Origin of the sequence: Limosilactobacillus walteri, from assembly GCF_014830205.1 — a bacterium.
GTDB lineage: Bacteria > Bacillota > Bacilli > Lactobacillales > Lactobacillaceae > Limosilactobacillus > Limosilactobacillus walteri.
This window is the reverse complement of record NZ_QORN01000009.1, coordinates 35291-60167: the sequence shown is the minus strand read 5'-3', so window position 1 is coordinate 60167 and position 24877 is coordinate 35291. Positions and strand designations below refer to the sequence as shown.

24 protein-coding genes are annotated in these 24877 nt (G+C 40.6%); all 24 read left to right on the top strand.

Features of this window, described 5'->3' with window-relative positions; all coding sequences use genetic code 11:
• Nucleotides 1–15: 15 nt before the first annotated feature.
• The 24 genes from DTK66_RS03150 (at nt 16) to pyrC (ending at nt 24874) form a co-directional block, all read left to right on the top strand.
• Nucleotides 16–1356: an amino acid permease gene (locus DTK66_RS03150; protein ID WP_191667753.1), complete on the top strand. Its 1341-nt coding sequence runs from the start codon at nt 16–18 to the stop codon at nt 1354–1356.
• Between the two features lie 960 nt (nt 1357–2316).
• A complete protein-coding gene (locus tag DTK66_RS03145; RefSeq protein ID WP_172971299.1) occupies nt 2317–3528 on the top strand; it encodes a NupC/NupG family nucleoside CNT transporter in 1212 nt (403 codons plus the stop codon).
• Nucleotides 3529–3608: 80 nt separating this feature from the next.
• Nucleotides 3609–4517 carry a ribonucleoside hydrolase RihC gene (gene rihC, locus DTK66_RS03140; RefSeq protein WP_191667752.1) on the top strand — a complete coding sequence of 303 codons (909 nt, stop codon included), beginning with the start codon at nt 3609–3611 and terminating at the stop codon, nt 4515–4517.
• A 141-nt stretch (nt 4518–4658) separates the two neighbouring features.
• Nucleotides 4659–5549 carry a 3-hydroxyacyl-CoA dehydrogenase gene (locus tag DTK66_RS03135; protein ID WP_191667751.1) on the top strand — a complete coding sequence of 297 codons (891 nt, stop codon included), beginning with the start codon at nt 4659–4661 and terminating at the stop codon, nt 5547–5549.
• A 369-nt stretch (nt 5550–5918) separates the two neighbouring features.
• Nucleotides 5919–6644, top strand: coding sequence for a 16S rRNA (guanine(527)-N(7))-methyltransferase RsmG (gene rsmG, locus DTK66_RS03130; protein WP_191667750.1), 726 nt, complete (start codon nt 5919–5921; stop codon nt 6642–6644).
• Nucleotides 6645–6661: 17 nt separating this feature from the next.
• The gene (locus DTK66_RS03125) at nt 6662–7624 is read left to right on the top strand and encodes a nucleoid occlusion protein (protein WP_153931009.1); all 963 of its coding nucleotides are present in this window, start codon (nt 6662–6664) and stop codon (nt 7622–7624) included.
• A gap of 12 nt (nt 7625–7636) precedes the next feature.
• Nucleotides 7637–8407 carry a ParA family protein gene (locus DTK66_RS03120; protein WP_153931008.1) on the top strand — a complete coding sequence of 257 codons (771 nt, stop codon included), beginning with the start codon at nt 7637–7639 and terminating at the stop codon, nt 8405–8407.
• A complete protein-coding gene (locus DTK66_RS03115; RefSeq protein WP_191667749.1) occupies nt 8394–9281 on the top strand; it encodes a ParB/RepB/Spo0J family partition protein in 888 nt (295 codons plus the stop codon). Before DTK66_RS03120 ends, DTK66_RS03115 begins: the two co-directional genes overlap by 14 nt.
• Nucleotides 9282–9294: 13 nt before the next feature.
• Nucleotides 9295–9492 carry a DUF951 domain-containing protein gene (locus tag DTK66_RS03110; RefSeq protein ID WP_153931006.1) on the top strand — a complete coding sequence of 66 codons (198 nt, stop codon included), beginning with the start codon at nt 9295–9297 and terminating at the stop codon, nt 9490–9492.
• An 83-nt stretch (nt 9493–9575) separates the two neighbouring features.
• Nucleotides 9576–10673, top strand: coding sequence for a redox-regulated ATPase YchF (gene ychF, locus DTK66_RS03105; RefSeq protein ID WP_191667748.1), 1098 nt, complete (start codon nt 9576–9578; stop codon nt 10671–10673).
• A gap of 29 nt (nt 10674–10702) precedes the next feature.
• Complete coding sequence (locus tag DTK66_RS03100) at nt 10703–11473, top strand: DUF1129 domain-containing protein (protein WP_191667747.1); 771 nt, start codon at nt 10703–10705, stop codon at nt 11471–11473.
• Nucleotides 11474–11647: 174 nt separating this feature from the next.
• Entirely contained in the window at nt 11648–12322 is a 675-nt protein-coding gene (deoC, locus tag DTK66_RS03095; RefSeq protein ID WP_191667746.1) for a deoxyribose-phosphate aldolase, read from the top strand.
• A 49-nt stretch (nt 12323–12371) separates the two neighbouring features.
• Nucleotides 12372–13565, top strand: a complete 1194-nt coding sequence (locus DTK66_RS03090; protein ID WP_191667745.1) for a phosphopentomutase — start codon at nt 12372–12374, stop codon at nt 13563–13565.
• Nucleotides 13566–13594: 29 nt separating this feature from the next.
• Nucleotides 13595–14893, top strand: coding sequence for a pyrimidine-nucleoside phosphorylase (locus tag DTK66_RS03085; protein WP_153931002.1), 1299 nt, complete (start codon nt 13595–13597; stop codon nt 14891–14893).
• A gap of 23 nt (nt 14894–14916) precedes the next feature.
• Nucleotides 14917–15627 carry a purine-nucleoside phosphorylase gene (deoD, locus tag DTK66_RS03080; RefSeq protein WP_153931001.1) on the top strand — a complete coding sequence of 237 codons (711 nt, stop codon included), beginning with the start codon at nt 14917–14919 and terminating at the stop codon, nt 15625–15627.
• A 117-nt stretch (nt 15628–15744) separates the two neighbouring features.
• A complete protein-coding gene (gene deoR / locus DTK66_RS03075; RefSeq protein ID WP_191667744.1) occupies nt 15745–16683 on the top strand; it encodes a DNA-binding transcriptional repressor DeoR in 939 nt (312 codons plus the stop codon).
• Between the two features lie 78 nt (nt 16684–16761).
• Nucleotides 16762–17904 (top strand): IMP dehydrogenase, encoded by a 1143-nt coding sequence (gene guaB / locus DTK66_RS03070; protein WP_153930999.1) that lies wholly within the window; start codon nt 16762–16764, stop codon nt 17902–17904.
• Between the two features lie 167 nt (nt 17905–18071).
• A complete protein-coding gene (gene croR / locus DTK66_RS03065; protein WP_153930337.1) occupies nt 18072–18761 on the top strand; it encodes a response regulator transcription factor CroR in 690 nt (229 codons plus the stop codon).
• A gap of 31 nt (nt 18762–18792) precedes the next feature.
• Entirely contained in the window at nt 18793–19938 is a 1146-nt protein-coding gene (locus DTK66_RS03060; protein WP_191667743.1) for a sensor histidine kinase, read from the top strand.
• 138 nt (nt 19939–20076) lie between these two features.
• Nucleotides 20077–20976 carry an AzlC family ABC transporter permease gene (locus tag DTK66_RS03055; RefSeq protein ID WP_191667742.1) on the top strand — a complete coding sequence of 300 codons (900 nt, stop codon included), beginning with the start codon at nt 20077–20079 and terminating at the stop codon, nt 20974–20976.
• Nucleotides 20977–20978: 2 nt separating this feature from the next.
• Nucleotides 20979–21323 carry an AzlD domain-containing protein gene (locus DTK66_RS03050; RefSeq protein WP_153710809.1) on the top strand — a complete coding sequence of 115 codons (345 nt, stop codon included), beginning with the start codon at nt 20979–20981 and terminating at the stop codon, nt 21321–21323.
• Between the two features lie 89 nt (nt 21324–21412).
• Nucleotides 21413–22300: a LysR family transcriptional regulator gene (locus DTK66_RS03045; RefSeq protein WP_191667759.1), complete on the top strand. Its 888-nt coding sequence runs from the start codon at nt 21413–21415 to the stop codon at nt 22298–22300.
• 347 nt (nt 22301–22647) lie between these two features.
• A complete protein-coding gene (locus tag DTK66_RS03040) occupies nt 22648–23577 on the top strand; it encodes an aspartate carbamoyltransferase catalytic subunit (protein WP_191667741.1) in 930 nt (309 codons plus the stop codon).
• Nucleotides 23578–23590: 13 nt separating this feature from the next.
• Nucleotides 23591–24874, top strand: a complete 1284-nt coding sequence (pyrC, locus tag DTK66_RS03035; RefSeq protein WP_191667740.1) for a dihydroorotase — start codon at nt 23591–23593, stop codon at nt 24872–24874.
• Nucleotides 24875–24877: the final 3 nt, after the last annotated feature.

Here is a 24877-nt window from a genome sequence, read left to right as displayed (position 1 = left end):
TTAAGGAGGCATATTATGGACGAAAAACAACAACAGAAGTTAGAACGATCGCTAAAAAGTCGCCACGTGACGATGATTGCTATTGGTGGTGCTATCGGGACCGGTCTTTTCCTTGGTTCGGGGACAGCTATACACCAAGCGGGACCAGCAATCATTCTTTCATACCTAATCGTCGGTATCTTTTGCTTCTTTATGATGCGGGCACTAGGAGAATTAATTTTAGCGGATACATCGAAACATTCCTTTATCGATGCAGTTAAAGAATACCTTGGTGATCGGATGGAGTTTGTGGCTGGCTGGATGTATTGGGCCTGCTGGCTGACCCTTGCAATGGCTGATTTAACAGCAACGGGGATTTATCTAAAATATTGGTTCCCTAATTTACCGCAGTGGGTTGGACCGCTGATTATCGTTATTTTACTGATGCTTGTAAACATGGTTAATGTCGGCCTGTTCGGGGAACTAGAAAGCTGGTTCTCAATGATCAAAGTGGTTGCAATTTTAGCATTGATTGCTGTCGGAGTTATCTTACTCGTAATGCATGGCCACGTAGAAGGACGGACTGTTACTTTAGCCAACTTGGTTAACCATGGTGGCTTTTTCCCGACTGGACCGATGGGCTTTTTGATGTCATTTCAAATGGTTGTGTTTGCTTTTGTCGGCATTGAAATGGTTGGGTTGACTGCTGGTGAAACTAAAAACCCAAAGAAAGATATTCCTAAAGCGATTAATACTTTACCAGTACGGATTGGTTTATTTTATATTGGTTCGATGATTGCAATGATGGCAATTTATCCTTGGTTCCAGATCAAAACCACATCGAGTCCATTTGTTCAAGTTTTTGTAGCGATTGGAGTGCCAGGGGCAGCAGCTATCTTAAACTTTGTGGTATTAACGGCTGCAATGTCAGCTACTAATAGTGCGATCTTTAGTACCAGCCGATCCTTATACTCATTGTCACGAAGCGGTAACGCCCCGCAAAGATTTGGTGAATTAAGTGCTAAGGCTGTTCCCAACAATGCCTTGACTTTCTCATCATTGATTCTATTTATTACTGTTATTTTGAATTACATCATGCCAGCGGGAATTTTTGATGTTATTGCTGGTATTTCAACGATTACATTTATCTTTACTTGGATTATTATCATGGTGGCCCACATTAAGTATCGCAAGCAAAATCCGAAAGGGGTAACGGACTTTAAGATGCCGGGTTATCCAATTACCAGTTGGATTACAATTGCTTTCTTTTTAGCCGTCTTAGTGATTCTGTTGTTTATTGATTCAACCCGGATTCCGTTAATCCTTTCAATTATTATTTTTGCGTTACTTGCTTATGGCTACGGATTTTTAAACTAAGAAAAATTAATTTATGAAAGCGTCTAAATGTTTTTAGGCGTTTTTCTTTTGCGTTTGGGAAAGATTAGTTCAAAAGGAAGCAGAAATGTAATATATACGATGTTTCTGTCCGATAAGTAAAAGTGCTCTAAATGTTGATGTGACGCTATTTGTTTGCTATTTAAATGGTGGGCGCTTATACTGAAAGTGTGGAAAGATAGAAGGCCGAAATTAACAAACATCTTCTCATAATAAAACTACTTTGAAGTAAGTTAATTAGACTTTTTGCATAAAAATTACCAACACCCCACTCCACATGAAACGTTTAGTTTCTCTGTAAAAAAAGTATATTGAGCTAAAAGTAATTAGTGGCCATATCTACAACAAACCTATAATGATAAGCTTAAGTTCCTCGTATTAAGCAGATAGATAAGTTACCATAACAAACTAGAACTAGTAGGCCTTTCTTCCCACCTCCATACGGATGCTTGGAGACCCAGAATGTTGTTCCGATAGGCATTTTGGGCCTCCGCTAGTTTAAACCGAGATTAAATGATATTTCCCAGGAAATATTGATTTTGTGAAGTGGGAAATGTTGCAGAAATTAGAAGAACAATTGCTCAATTAACCTGTAATAGGTATAATAGAAATCCTTGGCAGGGGCGAAGAAGAACCGCGTGGCAGATACATTTTGCCAGGATCGGTTCTTCTTTTCTTTTCATGAATATATGATAGCGTTTTCATATGTTGACAAAAAACTTTGTGAAATTTTTTGTCGGAATAAAAGTGATTATAACAGCTGACTTTGCAAGATAATTCAACTTAAAATAATAAAAATTCACAAAATGTCTATAAAACAGCGCTTTACAGAAAAGAAATTTAAAGATATTCTTAAGAGGTTAACTCGCCACAAATGCAATTATAATATCTTAATTTGGAACGGCCGTTAACGAATATTCTATTTAAGGAGGGTACACAGCCATGTCTATGTATCTTATTGTTAACATTATTGGGCTGGTTGTCTTTCTTGGGATTGGATGGCTTTTTTCCAAGGATCGAAAGGCAATCAACTGGAAAACTGTAGGAATCATGGTAATTTTGAACTTGTTACTAGCATGGTTCTTAGTAAGTTCACCAGCAGGTCGTGCAGGGGTTAAAGCGGCTGCCGATGGATTTGCTTGGATTGTTAATGTATCTGCAAAAGGTACTGTCTTTGCTTTGGGTGGTTGGTACAACACCAAAAACCTTAACTTCATTTGTTCAGCATTGATGCCAATTCTTATGATTGTTCCATTGTTCGATATATTAAACTACATTGGTGTATTACCATGGATTATTAAGTGGATCGGACGGGGACTTTCATTCATCACCGGTGAACCTAAGTTTGAATCATTCTTTGCTGTAGAAATGATGTTCTTAGGTAACACTGAAGTTTTGGCTGTTTCTGGTATGCAGATGCGGGCAATGAACAAGGAACGTAACTTGACGATTGCCATGATGTCAATGTCTTGTGTTACTGCTTCCATTCTTGGTGCATATATTGAAATGATGCCAGGACAATATATTCTGACTGCTGTTCCAATTAACATTATTAATTCTTTAATCGCTGCAAGTATGTTGAATCCTGTTACTGTACCAGCTGAAGATGATACTATCGAAAAAGTTGGTGCTGAAGTTGATTCTGATAAGCGGGAACCATTCTTTAGTTTCTTAGGTGACTCAATCTTAGGTGCTGGTAAGTTGATCCTTATCATCATTGCTAACGTTGTTGCTTTCGTTGCTTTAGCTGCTTTAATCGATGCTATCTTAGCATTATTCTGGAAGCAATTATCGCTTGAAAGTATCCTCGGGGTTGTTATGTTCCCATTCTCATGGCTACTCGGATTACCTGTTCATCAAGCATGGATGCTTTCACAAGATATGGGTATGAAGTTAGTTACTAACGAATTCGTTGTTATGGGTAAAGTTACCGGTGAAATTAACAACTACGCACCACACTTGCGGGCTGTCTTGACTGTCTTTGTTACTTCCTTTGCTAACTTTGGTACTTTAGGTATGATTATCGGTGCCTTCAAGGGATTAGTTGATAAAGAAAAGAACGACTACATCGCTGCAAACATTGGTTACTTAATGCTTTCTGGTATTTTAGTTTCACTATTATCAGCAGCATTTGTTGGCCTCTTTGTTTGGTAAAATTGAAAAGCAGCTGTCAAAGCTGCTTTTTTTTACACTAAGTTCGTAAACGCTTGCAAAACAAAAGGAGACGATTAATTATGACTACAAAAATTATTATGGATACAGATCCAGGTATTGATGACGCAGCTGCCTTAACAATGGCAATCAATAACCCTGCACTTGATTTGAAGTTAGTTACGACTGTTGCTGGTAACGTTACTGTTGATAAGACAACTGCCAATGCGTTGAAGATTGTGCATTTCTTCGGAAAAGATATTCCGGTTGCGGCAGGGGCTGAACAGCCATTAATCAAGCCATTTGAAGATGCAGCGCGGATTCATGGTGAATCAGGAATGCCTGGCTATGACTTTGGAAATGACTATGGTGAACCAATTAAAAAGACAGCAGTTGAAGCACTTCATGATGCTATTATGGCTGAAGATGAGGTCGTATTAGTGCCAACTGGTTCATACACTAACATTGCTTTATTATTTAGTGAATATCCAGAAGTTAAAAGTCATATTAAGCAAATTGTTGCCATGGGTGGTTCATTCTCTGGCGGTAACATGACCAGTGCAGCTGAATTTAATGTCTTTACCGACCCGGATGCTGCTAAGATTATGTATAATGCGGGCGTTCCAATTGTGACTGTTGGTTTAGATGTTACCTTGAAAGCTCTTCTCACCGCTGACACAATTGAAAAATTAGGCAAATTAAACAAAGCAGGAGAAATGCTGCATGGCCTAATTACCCACTATAATGATGGTAGCGATGAAGGACGTCCAATGCATGATGTTAACACGATCTTCTACCTTCTGCACCCAGAAGCATTTACTACAAAGGATATGTGGGTAGATGTTCAAACAGATGGTCCAGCAATTGGGGCTACTGTTGGAGATGTGCGGGCTGCTTATCATGATGGCAAGACTAATGCTAAGGTTTGCTTAGACATTGATGCTGATTACTTCAATAAGTGGTTCTTAGAAGAAGTTGCAAAGATTAAATAAAATGCAAAAAGGCCGAGTAAACCTCGGTCCTTTTTTATACCAAACGAAATGTCTTGTTGCCGATTACACAAGCATTTAAGTTTTTGTTGAAAGCGCTTTTTGATATGATGTTGTTAGAGACATTATTAAGGAGATGGCAAAATGGAATTTAAAAATATTATGATTGCTGGTGCAGGTGTTTTAGGTAGCCAAATTGCTTATCAAACAGCTTTATCAGGATTTCCAGTAACCGTTTATAATCATCATATTGATACAGCAGAACGGCGTATCAAGGCTTTAAAGGCTGATTACCAACGGGACTTACATTTAACTGATGAAGAATTCCAAAAAGGTCTCGATAATATTAAGGTGATTACTGACGATATTGAAACGGCGGTTAAAGATGCAGATTTGATGATTGAGGCTTTACCAGAATCATTAGAATTAAAAGATAGTTTTTACCAAGAAGTGTCTAAACTGGCACCAGAAAAAACAGTATTTGCAAGTAATTCATCAACCTTTATTCCTAGTCAATTGGCTCCGCATACTGACCGGCCAACGAAATTCTTAAATATGCACTTTGCAAATCATATTTGGCGGTTTAACGTTGTTGAAATTATGGGTTCTGCTAAAACAGAGCCAGCAGTAATTGAAGCAGCAACTAAATTTGCTCGTGAAATTAAGATGGTTCCAATTGTTTTGCATAAAGAACAGCATGGGTATATTCTTAACTCACTCTTAATACCGTTATTAGCAGCTGGTTTAGGGTTATGGGCTAAAGGTGTTGCAGAACCAGAAACGATTGATAAAGATTGGATGATTTCAACTGGTGCACCAATGGGACCGTTTGGAATCTTGGATATGGTTGGTTTACGGACAGCAGCTCAAATTGAGTTAAACGCATATGCTCAAACAAAAGATGAAAGTCATAAGGCAATTGCAGAAAAGATGCAAGAAATGATAAAGGAAGGGCATGAAGGAAAAGAATCCGGTCAAGGGTTCTATACTTATCCTCATCCTGCCTTTATGGATCCAGACTTCTTGAAGCATTAAACTATAAAAAATAGAGTAGGGGGAGTGAGACAGAACTAGCTTGCTAGTTCGTTTTTCGACGCGAAGCTAGCCTTTAGGGAACCCCCGCAAGCACAAAGAGGACTCTAGTGTTCGGATTTTCCGAACGCTAGAGTCCCTTTGTGTACTGCGCTGTAGCATTTTCAACTATATAGGAGACTTATGTCAGAGCCCCTTTCCTACGATTAGTCAAGAAAAATATTTAGAAAAGAAGAGTAATACTAAACCAACCCGGTTCTTATTCAAAAATCGAGCGCGAAAGGGAGTTACGAGGTTGCAACAAGCGGGAATTTACGGTACAGTAATATAGAACGTGAAACAATAAATGTTTCACGAAAGGAGACTTAATAAATGAATCCGGAACAATTCCAACAAGCATTGGCCGACCACGGCATTGCATTATCAGTAACGCAAATGGAACAATTTGCTGACTACTATCACTTATTAGTCCAGACTAACGAGCATGTAAACCTTACACGAATTACTGAGAAAAAAGAGGTGTATTTAAAACACTTCTATGATTCAATTACAGGCGTTTTTGCAGAACCACGGTTACAAAATGAAACGCTGACCTTATGCGATATTGGTGCTGGCGCTGGTTTCCCATCGTTACCGCTTAAAATTGCTTTTCCACAGTTGAAAGTAACTATTGTGGATTCGTTAAATAAACGGATTGCTTTTTTGAATGATTTAGTTGCTAAGCTTGGTCTGGAGAATGTGACGCTCATCCATGATCGTGCTGAGACCTTTAGTGCCAAGCAAAGTCCTTACCGCGAAAAATTTGATATTGTTACTGCCCGAGCGGTGGCAAGGTTAGCAGTCCTTAGCGAATTATGTTTGCCCGCGGTTAAGGTTGGTGGTGAATTCATCGCTTATAAGGCTAGTGCTGCTCCTGAAGAATTACAACAAGGTGGGACAGCAATCAAAAAACTTGGTGGTAAAGTCCAAAAGACGGTAACTTTGACCTTGCCAGGGACAGATGATGAACGTAATATAATTGTGATTGATAAAGTCCAATCGACACCTAACAAATATCCGCGTCGTCCTGGTTTACCAAGTAAGAAACCAATTCAATAAAATAAGGAGTTAAGATTATGGCTTTTTCATTATTTGGTATTGGAAAAAATAATTCTGATAGTACAAAAAATAAGGTCGTTGAAGTAAAACTGGACCAAATTATCCCTAATCGTTACCAGCCACGAAAAGTTTTTGACCAAGATGGCATTCGTGAGTTAGCCCAAACAATTGACGAGCATGGTTTGCTACAACCGATTGTGCTTCGTGAATATGAACCAGCAAAGTATGAAATTATCGCTGGGGAGCGACGTTATCGGGCAATGAAGCTCTTGAAGTGGGAAAAAGCGCCAGCCATTATTGAGAAGATGAGTGATCAGGAGACTGCATCTTTAGCCTTAATTGAAAATTTGCAACGATCCCAATTAAGTTCGGTTGAAGAAGCACAGGCATATCGGCAATTGATGGACCTTAATCACTTAACGCAATCTCAACTCGCAAAGGGGATGGGAAAAAGTCAATCATTTGTTGCTAACAAGTTGCGGTTATTACGGTTGATTACCCCTGTTCAAACAGCAATTCTTGACCATCGGATTTCGGAACGTCATGGCCGGGCGCTATTAGACCTTAATGAAAAACAACAACGTGATATGTTAATGCGGATTGTTAATGAGCGCTTGACTGTTCGGCAGACAGAAGATGAAGTAGCCCGGTTATTAGGCCGTCCTCTCCCTTCAGAAATTGCAGAATTAAAAGCAGCAGCAAAACGGAAGGAACTTGCTTCACTTGAAGTGCACTCGGAAGAAGAACGTGAAGAAGCCGTTGAAGAAGCGCCGGTAATAAAGAAAAAAGTTACTAAACGAAAGACAAATAAAAAAACGAAAAGTACCAAAACTAAACAAGCTAATGATGCGCGGATTGCCCTTAATACGATTAAGAAATCAATTAAGATGGCAACCACTAACGGCTTTGAAATTAAGACACATGAAGAAGATAATGGTGATACTTACCAATTGACGATTGAAATTCCGAAAAAGCAGTAGGGAGGCCAAAAGATGGGTTCTGTAATTGCACTAGCAAACCAAAAAGGCGGCGTTGGTAAAACAACGACGAGTGTCAACTTAGGTGCGTGTCTAGCTGACCTTGGGCAACGAGTCTTGCTAATCGACTTAGATCCTCAAGGAAACGCAACTAGCGGCTTGGGAGTTGAAAAACAAAGTATCGAGCAAAGCGTTTATGATGCGCTGATTAATGATGTGCCGCTAAAAGATGTTATTCAAACAACCAGTCACCCAGGAGTTGACATTGCGCCGACAACGATTGCTTTATCAGGAGCAGAAGTAGAATTAACTAACCTGATGGCACGGGAAACAAGGCTTAAGGACTCATTTGGGGAGATTCGCGCTGAGTATGACTTTATCCTCATTGACTGTCCGCCTTCGCTCGGCCTACTGACTATCAATGCCTTTACAGCATGTGACTCGATCCTTATTCCTGTCCAAAGCGAGTATTATGCTCTTGAAGGATTAAGCCAGTTGCTAAATACAATTAAACTTGTTAGAAAGCACTTTAACCCGCAACTAAGAATTGAGGGTGTTCTGCTGACGATGTTTGATAAGCGGACTAACTTGGGACAACAGGTAAATGCGGAAGTGAAAAAATTCTTTGGCGACCAAGTTTACAATACAATTATTCCGCGTAATGTTCGTTTATCAGAGGCACCAAGTCACGGCTTAGCAATTATTGATTATGATAAAAATTCAACAGGTGCACACGTTTACCAACAATTAGCAAAGGAAGTGTTGGCCAACCATGGCAAAGCATAAAAAGAGTGGATTAGGACGCGGAATCGAGGCGCTCTTTGCAGAGAATACGGTAACAGAGCCAGCAGCGGATGAGACAATTCAAGATATTAAGTTATCATTGATCCACCCTAACCCATATCAGCCACGGCGGACGTTTGATCAAAAATCATTAGCCGAATTGGCAGCATCGATTGAAAAATCGGGGGTCTTTCAACCAATCATTCTTCGCCAATCAGACCCGGCAATTAACCGTTACGAATTGATAGCTGGTGAACGGCGTTTTCGAGCTTCCAAACTCGCTAAGCAAAAAACAATCCCTGCGATTATTCGCAATATGACCGATGAGCAGATGATGGAAGTTGCTGTTTTGGAAAATCTGCAACGGGAAGACTTGACTCCATTAGAAGAAGCGCAGGCATATCAAATGTTAATGGACAAATTATCTCTTACTCAGGCACAAGTTGCCGTACGATTGGGTAAGAGTCGCCCATATATTGCTAATTATTTACGGTTATTAGGACTACCAACGGTGATCAAAGAGTTCTTAAATAATGGCAAACTATCAATGGGGCAAGCACGGACGATTCTTGGACTAAAGGATAAGACAAAGCTTGTTCCGCTGGCGCAACGAGCGGTGGACAAAAATCTGACTGTTCGGCAATTAGAAGAAGTTGTGGCACAGTTAAACGGTACTGCTAAGAAAAAAGAACAACGGCGCAGTCAACGAAAACCGGTGTATATTCGGGCAGCCGAATCGCAACTGCAAAGTAAATTTGGAACCAAAGTGTCGGTTGCACAAAGCCGCAAAAAGGGAACTGGTAAGATTGAAATCCCGTACAGCTCAAATGAAGACTTTACGCGAATCTTAGAACTATTAAATATTACCCTTGATTAAGGAGGAATTACTCATGGCAACTTATGATAAAGGCGACATTGTAATGATGAAAAAAGCACATCCTTGTGGAACGAATCGTTGGTTGATCACGCGGGTTGGTGCAGACATTAAAATTGAATGTCAAGGATGCGGTCATATTGTCATGATGACCCGCCAAAAGTTCGATAAGGGCTTGAAAAAAGTCCTTGAGAAGGCTGATCAACAAGATTAATGTTTTTGATGATTACTAGTCACAAATACACAATTGTAGCTTAAAATAATAATTGATTAATTGAAAAGGAAAGTGAACAATATATGTCATTAACTGCAGGAATCGTTGGGTTACCAAATGTTGGTAAATCAACACTTTTTAACGCCATTACTAAAGCCGGGGCTGAAATGGCCAACTACCCATTTGCGACAATCGATCCCAACGTGGGAATGGTTGAAGTGCCTGATAGTCGTCTTGATCGAATTCAAGAATTGATCCCCGCAAAAAAGATTGTCCCAACAACCTTTGAATTTACCGACATTGCCGGAATTGTTAAAGGGGCAAGTAAGGGTGAAGGTCTCGGTAACAAGTTCTTAGAAAATATTCGTCAAACAGATGCGATCGTTCACGTTGTGCGGGCGTTTGATGATAGCGACATCACTAGTGTCTCGGGTAAGGTTGACCCAATTGAAGATATCGATACAATTAATTTGGAATTAGTTATGGCCGACTTAGATGCTGTTAATAAGCGTTTAGCTAAGGTTCAGCGAGCAGCTAAGGGTCAAGATAAGGATGCTTTAGCAGAACTAGAAGTCCTTAATAAGATCAAGCCCGTTCTTGAAGATGGTAAGAGTGTTCGCTCAATTGATTTTAAAGATGATGAACAAAAGATTGTTAAGGGTCTCTTCTTACTAACAAGCAAGCCCGTCCTCTATGTTGCAAACATTGCCGAAGAAGACATGGCTGATCCTGAAAGCAACAAGTACATGGATGCCATTAGGGAGCATGTTAAAGACGATGGTGAAGTAATTGGGGTTGCCGCTGCTGCCGAAGAACAGATTGCCGAGATGGATGAAGCCGATAAAGCCGACTTCCTTGAAATGGAAGGGGTAACAGAGCCTGGTTTGAATCGGTTGATTCGGGCAGCATATAAGCTTCTTGGCTTAGAAACCTTCTTTACCGCTGGCGGTCCAGAAACACGGGCATGGACTTACAAAAAGGGGACCAAGGCTCCTCAAGCTGCGGGGATTATTCACTCTGACTTTGAACGTGGCTTTATCCGTGCCGAAGTAATGAGTTTTGAAGATCTTGACAAGCTTGGTTCAGAATCAGCAGTTAAGGAAGCAGGAAAGCTCCGTCTTGAAGGTAAAGATTATGTAATGCAAGATGGTGACATTGTTGAATTCCGGTTCAACGTCTAAAACTCTAATGATGGGAGAGAAGTTTTAAAGTGAGTGAAGAACAACCACGTAACGCCCAAGCTGGACAGCGGCAGAGGCAACTAGAAAAAGAACGCCGTCAAGCTAGCGGAAATGCTTTTAGCAATTATAATTTGACACGTAAAAATGAAGATTTCATGTACCAGCTAAATAAGCAATTAGATCGGCTTGACGTTCCCTCTGATAAAAAAGCAGAAATGCTGCAAGAAACAATTAGTAAATTGTTAGCTGGACAAAAGAAAAATCAAACCGCGCGGACGTTATTAGGAACCCCGACCGAATACGCAAAAGAATTAAAAAATCCTAAGCCAACGCCTGCTCAAGCCAGTAAGCAGTCAATAAAACTATTGGCAATTGATAATATGCTAATTTTCTTAAGTATCTTTACGTTTATGTTTGGATTAATGTTCTGGTTATCGCCAGCAGCAATGCAAACTAAGAATGCTGGTAGTAGTGGTATTACAGCAATTTTAATTGTTGCCATTACGGGGGGCCTTATTTTTGGGTATGTTGCAACCCAGGTTCAGCCACAAATTAATGAAAAGGGTCAACGCGTAAGTAAAAAGCCGCTTTGGCAACGGATTTTGCTAATCGTAGCTGGATTAGCGGCATGGCTAATTATCTATATGCTCGTAAGCATGTTGCCAAACGCTATTAATCCACGGCTAAATCCATGGGTTTACATCATTATCGGGGTAGTTACCTTTATTGGTGATATGTACTTCCGTTCGAAGTTTCATGTTACGGGATCGCTTTATGGCAATCGGGCACCAAGAAAATAATAGATAAACTAAAAGAGTTTGTGCAAAATAATGATTTTGTTACAAGCTTTTTTATTTTTCGTAAACTTTGAAATAAATTTCTCGAAATATGTGGACAAATGTGCAGATGATTGATAAGATATAAATGTAAACTTATGAAAGCGTATTCAGATCTTGAGAGGAGATTATTAAATTATGAAATTAACACAAGCACAATTAGCAAAATACATGGACCACACCATGCTTAAGCCAGAAGCAACCGCAGAAATGATTGATAAGACTGTTGCAGAAGCACGCAAGTATAACACTGCTTCAGTATGTATCAATCCATACTGGGTTAAGCGGGTTCACGAAGGACTAGCTGGAACTGACATCAATACTTGTACTGTTATCGGCTTCCCTCTCGGTGCTACTTCTACCGAAAGCAAGGTCTTTGAAACTAAGCAAGCAATTGAAGATGGTGCTGACGAAGTTGATATGGTTATCAACATCGGTGAATTAAAGGGTGGCAATGATGATGCCGTTGTTGCTGATATTAAGGCCGTTGCAGATGCAACCCACGAAAAAGGGAAGGTACTTAAGGTAATTATTGAAAATGCTCTTCTTACTGATGAAGAAAAGACACGTGCAAGCAAGCTAACCGTAAAAGGCGGTGCTGACTTTGTTAAGACTTCCACCGGTTTTTCAACTTCAGGTGCTAAGGTAGAAGACGTTAAGATTATGCGTGAAGCAGTTGGCCCTGATTTCAAGATTAAGGCTGCTGGTGGAATTCACAGCTTACAAGAAGCTTACGATATGATTGAAGCAGGGGCAAACCGTTTAGGGGTATCAGCCTCCGTTCAAATCTTAGAAGAAGCTGCACAACAATAAGCAAAAAGGTTAATTGCTAATCTTAATTTAGAAATAGGAGGAGTCAAATATGTCATATAAACGTGTTTTTGTTATTGTAATGGACTCAGTTGGTACGGGTGCCGCTCATGACGCCGCAAAGTTTGATGATGTTGGTTCAGATACACTTGGTCATGTTGGCGAATATTATAAAGGCGCCTTAAAGTTGCCAAACCTTGGTAAATTAGGAATTAGCAATTTACGTGATAAGCCAATTGAAGGTGTGCCAGTTGCCGACCCAGCCATTGGTGATTACGGTAAGATGGAAGAAATTTCTGCGGGGAAAGATAGTATGGATGGCCACTGGGAAATGATGGGCTTGCCGGTAATGAAGCCTTTATCAACTTTCCCTAATGGCTTCCCACAAGAAATTGTTGATAAGCTTGAAAAGTTCTCTGGCCGTAAAGTAATCGTTAATAAACCATATTCAGGAACAGAAGTAATCCATGATTATGGTGAACGTCAAATGGAAACTGGTGAATTAATCCTTTATACTTCAGGCGATTCTGTAATGCAAATTGCCGCTCATGAAGATGTTATTCCTGTTGAAGAACTTTATAAGATCTGTGAATACGCTCGGACACTGGTTAATGGTCCGGAATATACTGTTGGGCGAATTATTGCGCGGCCATATGTTGGACCAGATAAAGACCACTTTACGCGGACGGCTAACCGGCATGACTTTAGCTTGAAGCCAATTGGTAAAACTGACATGGACCGGCTACGTGAAGCGGGTTATGAAGTAATCGGCGTCGGCAAGATTAATGATATCTTCTCTGGCGAAGGAATTGACAAAGGCTACCATAACGAAAGTAACATGGATGGGATGGACCACGTTGATGAAGTAATGAAGCAAGACTTTACTGGTTTTTGCTTTACTAACTTAGTTGACTTTGATGCAATGTATGGTCACCGTCGTAATCCAAAGGGCTTTGGTCAAGCATTGATGGACTTTGATAAGCGTCTCGGAAATGTTCTTGATCAAATGAAGCCTGATGACTTATTGATGGTAACTGCTGACCATGGTAACGATCCTGGCTTTAAGGGAACTGACCACACTCGTGAAAACGTTCCATTGTTGGTTTACTCACCATCGATGAACAAGCCAAACCAATCACTTGGCTTACGGAAGACCTTCTCTGACCTTGGAGCAACTATTTTGGAAAACTTCAATGTTAAACCGGTCAAGGGTACCAGTTTCTACAAGGAAATTAGCAACGACTAAGATTGTTTTGATGAAAGGGGCGAAATGTGATGCGAATGGTTGACATCATCGATACTAAACGGAATGGTGGAACGTTGAGTGATGAGCAATTACAATTCTTCGTTGATGGGGTAGTAAACGGGACAATTCCCGATTACCAAATTAGCGCACTCTTAATGGCAATTTATTTTCAAAAAATGACCAAGGAAGAGCAAACTAGTTTAACGATGAAGATGATGGAGTCCGGTGAACGACTAGATTTGAGTCGGATTCCGGGAATTAAAGTTGATAAACATTCCACTGGTGGTGTTGGTGATAAGGTTAGTCTGCCACTCGCCGCAATGGTTGCCGCAACTGGTATTCCAGTCCCCATGATTTCTGGTCGTGGTTTAGGCCACACGGGAGGAACGCTTGATAAGCTTGAAGCAATTCCAGGTTTTCGAGTAGAACTTTCTGAAGATGAATTTATTGATCAAGTTGCTCAAGAAAAACTGGCAATTGTTGGAGCTACTGGCGAAGTTGCACCTGCGGATAAAAAAATTTACGGTTTGCGGGATGTGACAGATACGGTTGACTCCATTCCATTGATTGCTAGCTCGATTATGAGTAAGAAGATTGCCTCTGGGACAGATGCGTTAGTGATTGATGTTAAAACAGGGGCCGGTGCCTTTATGAAAACGCTTGACCAATCTCGGGCACTTGCAAAGGCGTTAGTTGAAATTGGCAAACAAGCGGGGCTAAAGTGCATGGCGGTGATTTCTGACATGAATCAGCCGCTCGGCAATAAGATTGGTAATTCACTCGAAATAGAAGAATCATTAGATGTCTTAAAGGGCAAAGGGCCGGTTGATTTGACCGAGCTTGTACTAACACTTGGCAGTTATATGGTAGTGATGGGAGAGAAAGCCCAGACACCAGCAGAAGCGCGCAAAATGTTAGAACAAACAATTGCTGATGGGTCGGCGCTTGATCGTTTCAAAGCAATGATTGAGGCCCAAGGGGGAAACCCAGCAGTGGTCGATGATTACCAGTTGATGCCGCAAGCAAAATATCAAATTCCATTTAAAGCTGACCGTGATGGGGTATTAACTAAGTTATCAGCGGATGAAGTTGGAACGGCTAGCATGTTACTTGGTGGTGGTCGTCAAAAAGCTGATGATAAGCTCGATTATAGTGTTGGAATTGAACTACATCATAAGCTAGGTGATGAAGTTAAAGACGGGGAAACGCTTTTAACCATTTATAGTAATCGCCAAGATATTCCAGATGTCGAGCAGTTGTTACGTGAAAGTATTGAAATTAGTGACCATGGTGAAGTGCCAACACTAATTCATGAGATTGTTGAATAATTAGATTGAGGAGGAATATTTCAATGAGTACACATATTAATGCTAAAAAAGGTGATTACGCAGATACTGTCTTACTTCCGGGAGACCCATTGCGGGCAAAGTACATTGCTGAAAACTTTTTAGAGAATGTTAAGCAGGTTAACGCTGTCCGGAATGCTTTCGGTTACACTGGTGAATACAAGGGTCACCGAATCTCAGTTCAAGGTTCAGGAATGGGTATTCCATCAATGTCGATTTATATCAATGAATTAGTTCGTGAATTTGGGGTAAAGACAATTATCCGTGTTGGTTCTTGTGGTGGAATTGCTCCTGATGTTCATGTTCGTGATGTCCTTCTTGCCCAAGGATCTTCAACTGACTCGGCCGTAACGGTTAATACATTTGGCCCAGGTTTCCACTATGCACCATTGGCGGACTTTAAGTTACTAGACACTGCTTACCACGTTGCCGGCAAGTTAGGAATTGATACTAAAGTTGGTGACATTTTTGCTGCTGACCGGTTCTACAATGATGAACTGGATATGAGCAAGCTCCGTGATTATGGAATCTTAGGAACTGAAATGGAATCTGCGGGACTTTATCTCTTAGCGGCAAAGCTCCACTTCCGCGCCCTTTCTGTTTTGACTGTCAGTGACCTTATCTTTGGTGATGAAAAGGCAACCGCAGAAGAACGTGAAAGAACATTTAATGACATGATCAACATTTCTTTGGAAACAGCAATTGCTGATAAATAGTTGCTTGTCTTAATGGTGAAATACACCTTATAATATAAGATCGTAAGAAAAGCAAAGAAGCGAAGAAAAGATAATAAGCTTCTTTGCTTTTTATGGTTTAAGAAAGGGGGCTAAAGAATGGATGATAAGGATCGGATTGAATTAGCGCTTAAAGTAGCAACCTTGTATTACCGTGATGGCTGGAATCAAAGTGATATTGCCACCGAGCTGAATATTTCGCGGGCAACCGTGTCCCGATTATTGCAGTTTGGCCGGGAGCGTGGTTTGGTGACGATTAAAATTCACAATCCAATTGCACCATTGCATCAATTAGAAGTTGACCTACTTGCTAAATACCCATCATTACGCAAGATTATTATTGTGCCTGGAACTGATGATCCGTTGGAAGAAGTAGGAGCAGCGGGAGCGCAATATATTGAACAAGTAGTAAAGGATAAAGATATTATCGGTTTAGGCTGGGGAAAAACAGTCTATCAAGTGGGTCTGCACTTAAATCCTAAAGATGTATCGGATATTACGGTCGTGCAAATGAAAGGAAGCATGGCAAATACGAATACGCGTAACTATGCCTTTGAAACGGTAAATACTTTCGCTAATGCCTTTAATACGATTCCGCAATATTTGCCATTGCCAGTAATTTTTGACCATGCACAAACGCGTGAATTAGTGGCTAATGATACGCATATCAAGCACATCCTAAGACTGGGTGAACAATCCAATATTGCCGTCTTTACTGTAGGGACAGTTCGTGATTCTGCACTATTATTCAAGTTGGGATATTTCACGAAGCAAGAACAGCAAACCTTGCAACGAGAAGCAGTCGGGGATGTTTTTTCCCGTTTTATTGATAGTAAAGGCCGAATTGTTAACGAAAATATCAACCAGCGGACGATTGGGATTGCCCTCCCTGAATTAAGAAAGAAAAAGCATAGTATTTTAGTTACAGCTAATGTTGCTAAAGTACCGGCCGTTCATGGTGTTCTAACCGCTGGATATGCTAATACGTTAGTTATCGATCAAGAAAGTGCTAATAGCTTAGTCAATTTTTCTAAATAAATTTAATATTTCAATTGACCTCGGTAGAAAATCCTAGTAGAGTATACCTAATTAAAAATCAAAGGAGTTGCACTACAGATGTCAAATTGGGACACAAAATTTGCCAAGAAGGGCTTAACCTTCGACGATGTATTACTTATTCCAGCTGAAAGTCACGTTTTACCAAATGAAGTTGACTTGAGTACGCAGCTAGCTAAAAATATCAAGCTACATATTCCGCTTATCAGTGCTGGGATGGATACAGTTACAGAAGGACCAATGGCAATTGCGATGGCACTGCAAGGTGGCTTAGGGGTTGTTCATAAGAATATGTCAATCCAAGCACAATCAGGTGAAGTTGCTAATGTTAAGAGTGTAGTTGTACCAGCTGGCGCAACCAAAGCAGCTGTTGATGATCAAAATCGGTTACTAGTGGCTGCTGCGGTAGGGGTTACCAGTGATACTTTTGAACGTGCCGAATCCCTCTTAAAAGCGGGTGCAGATGCAATCGTGATTGATACTGCGCACGGGCATTCTGCCGGTGTTCTTCGCAAAATTGCGGAGATTCGTGAACACTTCCCCGAAGCAACGTTAATTGCTGGTAATGTTGCCACTGGTGAAGCAACCAAGGCATTATTTGATGCTGGTGTTGATGTAGTTAAAGTTGGGATCGGTCCAGGTTCAATTTGTACTACCCGGGTTGTTGCAGGGGTTGGTGTCCCTCAAATTACTGCTATTTATGACGCTGCGAGTGTTGCTCGTGAATATAATAAGCCGATTATTGCTGACGGTGGGATCAAGTACTCGGGAGACGTTGTAAAAGCACTTGCAGCTGGTGGTAATGCAGTTATGCTTGGTAGTATGCTTTCTGGGACGACGGAAGCACCTGGTGAAGTATTTGAAGACAACGGTAAGAAGTACAAAGCTTATCGGGGAATGGGTTCGGTCGGTGCAATGGCCCAAGCTCATGGATCATCTGACCGTTACTTCCAAGGCGGAGTTAACGAAGCTAATAAGCTCGTGCCAGAAGGAATTGAAGCGCGCGTAGAATACAAGGGTGACGTTTCCGATATCGTCTTCCAAATCGATGGCGGGTTACGGTCAGGAATGGGTTATGTCGGTGCAGCCGATATCCCATCCTTGATTGAAAAAGCCCAATTTGTCCAAATTACTAACGCAGGACTTCGTGAATCTCACCCTCATGATGTCCAAATTACGCGGAATGCGCCTAACTACAAATAATGTAATTAGCGAAAGTAAGCTTAGGGAAATATTCCTTAGGCTTTTTTATTTCCCAGGAAATAGTGGAGGGTAAACTTTTTGTTAAGGCGACATAAGAATTATCGCTTTTTGACAAGAGTTAGTTATAATATTTAATAGGATATTATGCTGAAAAAGGAGAGCCACTTATGAAAATTTTAGTTGTCGATGATGATAAAGAAATTGTTCAATTACTTGAGATCTACATCCGTAATGAAGGATACGATCCAATTTCTGCTTATGATGGTAAGGAAGCATTGACAAAATTAAATACCAATCCTGATATTGGCCTCGTTATCCTCGACCTAATGATGCCGGAAATTGATGGCATGGATGTTATTAAGCGGGTACGTAAAGATTCTGATATTCCAATTTTAGTTCTTTCTGCTAAAACTGGTGATATGGATAAGATCCAAGGATTGATTACCGGTGCTGATGACTATGTTACAAAACCATTCAATCCATTAGAGGTAATGGCACGAGTCAAGTCATTATTACGGCGTAGTCAAGGAGAAGTTACTAATGATCAACCGGACGTATTAAATGTTGGTCCATTGACGATTAATAAGGATTCTCATGAAGTAAAGACCATCAAGGGGGATGTGATTCAGTTAACCGCTCTTGAATTTGGAATTTTATACTTGCTTGCTAGTCATCCTAACCGCGTTTTTTCTGCCGATGATATTTTTGAACGGGTATGGCAGCAAGAAAGTGTTGTTTCTGCTAAAACTGTAATGGTACACGTAAGCCATTTACGAGATAAGATCGAAGAAGCAACTAATGGGGAGAAAGTTATCCAAACAGTTTGGGGCGTTGGTTATAAGATTGAAGACCATTAGTTTGTATTTTTGATGATGTGGAGGAAAAATCGTGAAGTTAACGGGGCGTGAGAAGAGTTCACTAATATTAGAAGGGGTAGTGACTGTTATCTTGCTCTTGCTGCTGAACATGGCAGTGATTGTAATTATTCAAGATGCTATTCAATCTAACCCGGGGGTAACAAATGGGATTTTTATGATAAAGCAATCATTGCGCGTTGGCCCCCTGCAAGCGCAAATTTGGAGTTACCAACGGATCTTAATTGCATTTCTGGTAATTATTGATATTTGGGTTGTTTGGTGGCGTTTGCGGCGCCGGTACCACCTATATCAAATGAATCATATCATTGCTGAGTTACACTATATTGCCCAAGGACACTTAGACCATCGAATTCCGTTTAGATTAAAGGGAAACCAGCAGCATGTTATCACGAGTGTTAATGCGCTCGTTGATAGTGCAGTTCGTTCGATGGATGATGAACGGAAGATTGAGAAGTCTAAAGATGAGTTGATTACAAATGTTAGCCATGACTTACGGACGCCGCTGACCAGTATTATTGGTTACCTTGGGTTAATCGAGGATAAACAGTACCGTAGTGAAGAAGATATTCTCAAATATACTCATACCGCTTATGAGAAAGCTAAGCAAATGAAAACATTAGTTGATGACCTCTTTGAATACACTAAGGTTCAGCAGCATGGTGCACCAGTTAATATCATGAAGATCGATCTTAACCAATTAATAGAGCAGCTTACGGCGAGCTTTGAACTTGAGGCTCAACACCGTGGGATTGAGATTACGTCATCTGTCATTCCCAATCCATTAATGATTGAAGCTGATCCGGAAAAGTTGGGCCGAGTATTCAATAACCTTGTATCAAATGCGTTTAAATATGGCAATGGTGCAAGCTATATCCGAATTGATGCCCGTCAAGAGCGAGAGATGGTCGTGGTAAAGGTCGCTAATGATGGAACGCCAATCCCCGCGGAATCATTAGAGCACCTTTTTGAACGTTTTTACCGTGCAGAAGCTTCCCGTTCACGTGCGACTGGTGGAACTGGATTAGGTTTAGCGATTGTCAAAAGTATCATTGACCTCCACCATGGTAGCGTCCGTGTGACGTCAAATGAGGATGAAACAGCATTTATTGTGACGTTACCATTAAAACAAGATAAAGAAAAAAATAATCAAAAGTGAGAAAAAAGTCCAAAATCATGTGATTTTGGACTTTTTTCTTCCTCCGTTATATTCAACGTATTTGTTATGTGGTAGACTAAAGAAGCATTGTGTCACGTAATATTTAGAAAAAAGATACAAATTATTGGAGGAAATTCTGTGGCTAAAGCACAAATAAATCCAGAAAAGGCACGCTGGCTTGAGGTGCTTGGTGTCTCAATGCCGTTGTGTCTTAGTTATATTCCGATTGGATTGGCCTGTGGTATCTTGCTGCATGCGGCAGGTTTTAACTTTATCATGATCTTGCTGGTGTCAGTATTGGTCTTCTCTGGTGGAGCCCAATTTATCTTGGCATCCTTATTAACTGTAAATTCACCATTAAGTACGATTTTTCTTTCGTTGTTCTTCTTAGAATTACGTTATGCATTATTAGGCTCCAGTTTATCAAAATATATTAAGCAAAAGTCAGCTCGCTTTATTTTGATGTTTTCAGCCTCAATGAATGACGAAAATTATGCCATTAATTATATGAAGTTTGCAACTGATAAGAAGTGGACACCCGATGATGCGTTATTAGTTGAGTATTATTCGCTCGCTGCATGGTCGATCTCTAACATGGTTGGTGGATTAATTGGCGGAGCAATCTCAATTGATCTTGAAGTTGTTGATTTTGCTTTGACAGCCTTATTCTTATACATGATTGTTATGCAGGTTCAAAACCACTTAAGTTTTGTTATTTGTATTCTGGCATCAATCCTCGGTGTATACTTCCTTGTTTTGACTAAGAATACCTTAGGATTGATTATTGCGACCCTACTGGCTTCATTCGTTGGTTTTATGATCGAAAATACGGTTCGTCATCATAGTAAGGACCCTGGTAATAACTGGTTCTTGACTAAAATGTTCAGACCGAAAATTACTAAGACAACGCTTGAAGATAAGCAGGCACAAGAAAAGAAAGAAATTAAAGAAGTTGAAAACCTGGAAAACAAGATTGAAGATGTGGTTGAACGTCACGACAAACACAATGACGACACGCCACACCATGATGAGGGTTAGACATGGAACAACTATTAAGCAATAAAATCTTTTACCACATTATAGTGATTATATTAGCGGCAATTGCGGCTTTTATACCTCGTTATTTACCGGTATTATTCTTTTCAACCCGGAAAATTCCTGAATGGTTTAATGAATGGATGAAGTACGTGCCGGTAAGTCTTTTTGCGACATTAGTTGTAAAGGGAATATTTGTTGACAGTTCATACAACTTTATTGCATTCGGTCACGTTGAACAGATTATTGCTGCATTGATTGTTATTGTAATCGCTTACTTTACGCGGTCAATGTCAATATCAGTTATTGCTGGCTTAGTTGCAGTTTGGTTATTGAGTTTAGCGTTATAAGAGCAGTTTTGTTATAATTGAATTGAGCTTTTAAACGGTGGATTGGTTTCTGACTTGTGGAGAAGCCAGTCCATTTATTTTTCAAGGAAGTGAGTGCGTTGGATTTTAAGCAGATAATCGCGTTTGTCAACCTTGGTAACACCTTAGATTATCAGCTGGCCGCAAAGAAGTCAGCATTAACAGTTGATGAATTAGTTAAAGAAATCAAAAACCTAGAACAGGAATTAGTTGTACCGCTGATTCGCGCTAATGGTGGAGCTGTTGAGCTAACAGCAATCGGTAAGACTATTCTTCCATTGGCTGAGCAAACAGTTCAAGGACAGGCACAGCTTTTAACGACAGTTGCGGACTACAAAAAGAAAGAAGCCCAACAAGCAGTTAAACTTACGGTTCTGCCGGCATTTGCTAATTATGCTATTGCGCCGTTGATTGAACAATTAAGCCAGCAGCATAAAATGACGATCATTGAGGACAATAATCCATTAACGTCATTACAAGAGGGGCAGAGTGACATAGCATTTATCAGTTATCCAGATGCTGATCAGTTAAGTGATGATATTGAATTGATCACGGTCGGGACTGATCGATTAGCAGCCTATGTTCCCGCTCGTAATCCGATTTCTCAGCATTCAACCTTGAGTCTCGAGGATTTAAAGGCTGAAAAATTCTTAACCTTAAATCATCAGACTCCGTTTGCTAAGTTTGTGCAACAGGTTTGCTCAGCTGCCGGTTTTGAGTTATATTCTGTTTTTGAAGGTGAACGCGGTCAAACTCTTGTAAATATGGTTGCCTTAGGGATGGGTGTGACGTTGTTAATGGAACAGTCAGTTAGCAACAAGCTTGACAGCAAAGTCGTTAAAATCCAGATTGAGCCTGCAATTACTCAACAATTAGCTTTTGCACGGCTTAAAGATGCTGAGCGGACACCAGAGCAAGAAGCATTATGGCAGGCACTAAAAGATTCAGCAAAAAATTAGAAAAAAGATTTGACAATTTAAGATAATGCGCTTATTATCATTAATAACAAAAATACCTTTAACTTAGTCCTGTGAGGCTAAGAAGGATTTAATTGAGCGTTTAAGTATTCCCTTCTTAGCTATTGCTGAGGAGGTTTTTCTTTAAGCAATAGCAGTAGAAATGCGCCAGTGAAATCAGATAGGTATTTTGAAACGACCGACCATTTAAATGTTCCAGAGAGGACATAACGGTGTGTTGTTTTTAGCCTTTTTGATACCCTAAAAACAAACAGCGATGACTCTCTATGGATAAATGGAAAGTCATCGCTGTTTTATTTTAACTTAGATTGGAAAAGGAGCGCTATTTGATGATTAGTACTGAAAGAATTCAACCAAACTTAGTAACTGTTGCAGAGATGGATGCGGAAGATGCCATTGATTTGATTCATGAAGCTCAGGCATATAAGGCGGGTAAGCAAGCGAATCTTAATGCTCCAGCCTACGCGGTAAATCTTTTCTTTGAAAATTCGACGCGAACTAAGACCAGTTTTCAGATGGCTCAAATGAAGTTGGGGATGCATGTATTAGAATTTGAAGCAGGTACAAGCTCGGTCAAAAAGGGTGAGAGCCTTTATGACACCGTCAAGACAATGGAATCAATCGGGGTTAACATTGCCGTTATTCGCCACCCGGAAAATGAATACTATAAGCAATTGGTTAATCGTCCTGATCTTAAAATCGGAATCGTTAATGGTGGTGACGGTAGCGGCCAGCATCCATCCCAGTGTTTACTTGATATGATGACGATTGATGAAGAATTTGGCGGCTTTAAGGGATTGAAGGTATTGATTATCGGCGACCTGAGCCATTCACGTGTTGCGCACTCAAATGCAATGATGCTTAACCGCTTAGGAGCCGACGTTTACTTTGCCGGCCCAGAAAAGTGGTATGACCCAACCCTTGAACAGTACGGAACATTCGGTGATTTTGATGAATTGCTTCCGCAAATGGATGTTGTTAATTTATTGCGAGTACAAAACGAACGGTTAACAACGGCTGACGGACAAGCGTTTAATGCCGATCAATACCACCAAGCATACGGCCTTACTCTTGAACGTGCTGCCAAGATGAAACCGGGAGCAATTATTATGCATCCGGCGCCTGTTAACCGGGGAGTAGAAATCGATAGCTCCTTAGTTGAAGCGCCTAATTCCCGGATTTTTCAACAAATGACCAATGGTGTCTATACTCGGATGGCAATTTTAAGCCGGGTGCTTCGTTACCAAGGGTTGATGTAAGCAGGAGAAGATGATGAGCAACGCAATATTATTAACAAACGGACGACGAGTACTAGCAGGTGGACTTGTTAAAAGCGATGTACTAATTACTGATGGTAAAATCGTTGCAATCGATAATGAGATCACGGCCCCATCTAATGCAAAGAAAGTTGATTTGCATAATAACTTAATCACGCCGGGGCTTGTTGATGTCCATGTCCACCTGCGCGAACCAGGCTACACCAATAAGGAAACTATTGCGACTGGCAGTGCGGCCGCAGCTCATGGGGGATTTACAACAATTGCTGCAATGGCTAACCTTAATCCAACCTGTGACACACCAGAACGGTTTAAAAAACAAGTTCAGCGCAACCAAACAGATGGGCGGGTGAAGATCCTCCAATATTCACCGGTAACGATCGGCCGTGCTGGCAAAAAAGTTGTTAATATTGCGAACCAGTTTGCAGCCGGTGCGCGTCTCTTTAGCGATGATGGCGCAGGAATTCAAGATGCTGGGGTTGTTTACCAAGCAATGAAAGAGTTAGCACGGGTGGGAGCACCATTTTGTGACCATGCCCAAGATAACCAGTTGGCTCAAAAAGGGGTAATTAACGCTGGTCCAGTAGCAGATAGACTTTCCCTTCCCGGAATGCCAGCAATTAGTGAAACAGCTCAGATTGCACGTAACCTTGTGATTGCCCAAGCAACCGGCGTCCATTATCATGTTTGCCATGTTTCAACAAAAGAAAGTATCGACCTTATTCGTCATGCTAAACAAATTGGTATTAACGTAACTTGTGAAGTGACGCCTCACCATTTGCTATTAGCTGATGCGGATATTAAAGAAGACGATGCTGAATTTAAGATGAATCCCCCGCTGCGTCGACGAATTGACCAACAAGCATGCTTAATTGGCTTGCTTGATGGAACAATTGATTGTATTGCGACCGATCACGCTCCCCATACAGATGCAGAAAAACACCAAGGGTTCCTAAATTCACCAAATGGAATTGTAGGTTCAGAGACGGCGTTTGCCCTTCTCTACACTCGCTTTGTTAAGCCAGGAATCTTTACCCTTGAACAATTGATTCAGTGGATGAGTGTGAAACCACAAGCGATTTTTAACTTACCTGATGTTGGTTTATTGCGAGTAGGTGATCCAGCTGATATTGCCATCGTTGATATTGACCACCAAGATGAAATAATGGCAGATCAGTTTTTCTCAAAGGGTCATAATACGCCATTTATTGGCGACAAGGTATATGGGATGACTAAGCAGACTTATGTTGATGGAAAACTTGTGTACATGGAGGAATAGATA

What these genes read in the sequence shown, in the direction of transcription:
- deoD (WP_153931001.1), top strand. Translation starts at nt 14,917, where the DNA reads ATGAGTACACATATTAATGCTAAAAAAGGTGATTACGCAGATACTGTC.
- DTK66_RS03090 (WP_191667745.1), top strand. Translation starts at nt 12,372, where the DNA reads ATGTCATATAAACGTGTTTTTGTTATTGTAATGGACTCAGTTGGTACG.
- DTK66_RS03050 (WP_153710809.1), top strand. Translation starts at nt 20,979, where the DNA reads ATGGAACAACTATTAAGCAATAAAATCTTTTACCACATTATAGTGATT.
- croR (WP_153930337.1), top strand. Translation starts at nt 18,072, where the DNA reads ATGAAAATTTTAGTTGTCGATGATGATAAAGAAATTGTTCAATTACTT.
- ychF (WP_191667748.1), top strand. Translation starts at nt 9,576, where the DNA reads ATGTCATTAACTGCAGGAATCGTTGGGTTACCAAATGTTGGTAAATCA.
- DTK66_RS03145 (WP_172971299.1), top strand. Translation starts at nt 2,317, where the DNA reads ATGTCTATGTATCTTATTGTTAACATTATTGGGCTGGTTGTCTTTCTT.
- DTK66_RS03125 (WP_153931009.1), top strand. Translation starts at nt 6,662, where the DNA reads ATGGCTTTTTCATTATTTGGTATTGGAAAAAATAATTCTGATAGTACA.
- DTK66_RS03040 (WP_191667741.1), top strand. Translation starts at nt 22,648, where the DNA reads ATGATTAGTACTGAAAGAATTCAACCAAACTTAGTAACTGTTGCAGAG.
- guaB (WP_153930999.1), top strand. Translation starts at nt 16,762, where the DNA reads ATGTCAAATTGGGACACAAAATTTGCCAAGAAGGGCTTAACCTTCGAC.
- DTK66_RS03135 (WP_191667751.1), top strand. Translation starts at nt 4,659, where the DNA reads ATGGAATTTAAAAATATTATGATTGCTGGTGCAGGTGTTTTAGGTAGC.
- pyrC (WP_191667740.1), top strand. Translation starts at nt 23,591, where the DNA reads ATGAGCAACGCAATATTATTAACAAACGGACGACGAGTACTAGCAGGT.
- DTK66_RS03150 (WP_191667753.1), top strand. Translation starts at nt 16, where the DNA reads ATGGACGAAAAACAACAACAGAAGTTAGAACGATCGCTAAAAAGTCGC.
- DTK66_RS03085 (WP_153931002.1), top strand. Translation starts at nt 13,595, where the DNA reads ATGCGAATGGTTGACATCATCGATACTAAACGGAATGGTGGAACGTTG.
- deoR (WP_191667744.1), top strand. Translation starts at nt 15,745, where the DNA reads ATGGATGATAAGGATCGGATTGAATTAGCGCTTAAAGTAGCAACCTTG.
- deoC (WP_191667746.1), top strand. Translation starts at nt 11,648, where the DNA reads ATGAAATTAACACAAGCACAATTAGCAAAATACATGGACCACACCATG.
- DTK66_RS03110 (WP_153931006.1), top strand. Translation starts at nt 9,295, where the DNA reads ATGGCAACTTATGATAAAGGCGACATTGTAATGATGAAAAAAGCACAT.
- rihC (WP_191667752.1), top strand. Translation starts at nt 3,609, where the DNA reads ATGACTACAAAAATTATTATGGATACAGATCCAGGTATTGATGACGCA.
- DTK66_RS03115 (WP_191667749.1), top strand. Translation starts at nt 8,394, where the DNA reads ATGGCAAAGCATAAAAAGAGTGGATTAGGACGCGGAATCGAGGCGCTC.
- DTK66_RS03120 (WP_153931008.1), top strand. Translation starts at nt 7,637, where the DNA reads ATGGGTTCTGTAATTGCACTAGCAAACCAAAAAGGCGGCGTTGGTAAA.
- rsmG (WP_191667750.1), top strand. Translation starts at nt 5,919, where the DNA reads ATGAATCCGGAACAATTCCAACAAGCATTGGCCGACCACGGCATTGCA.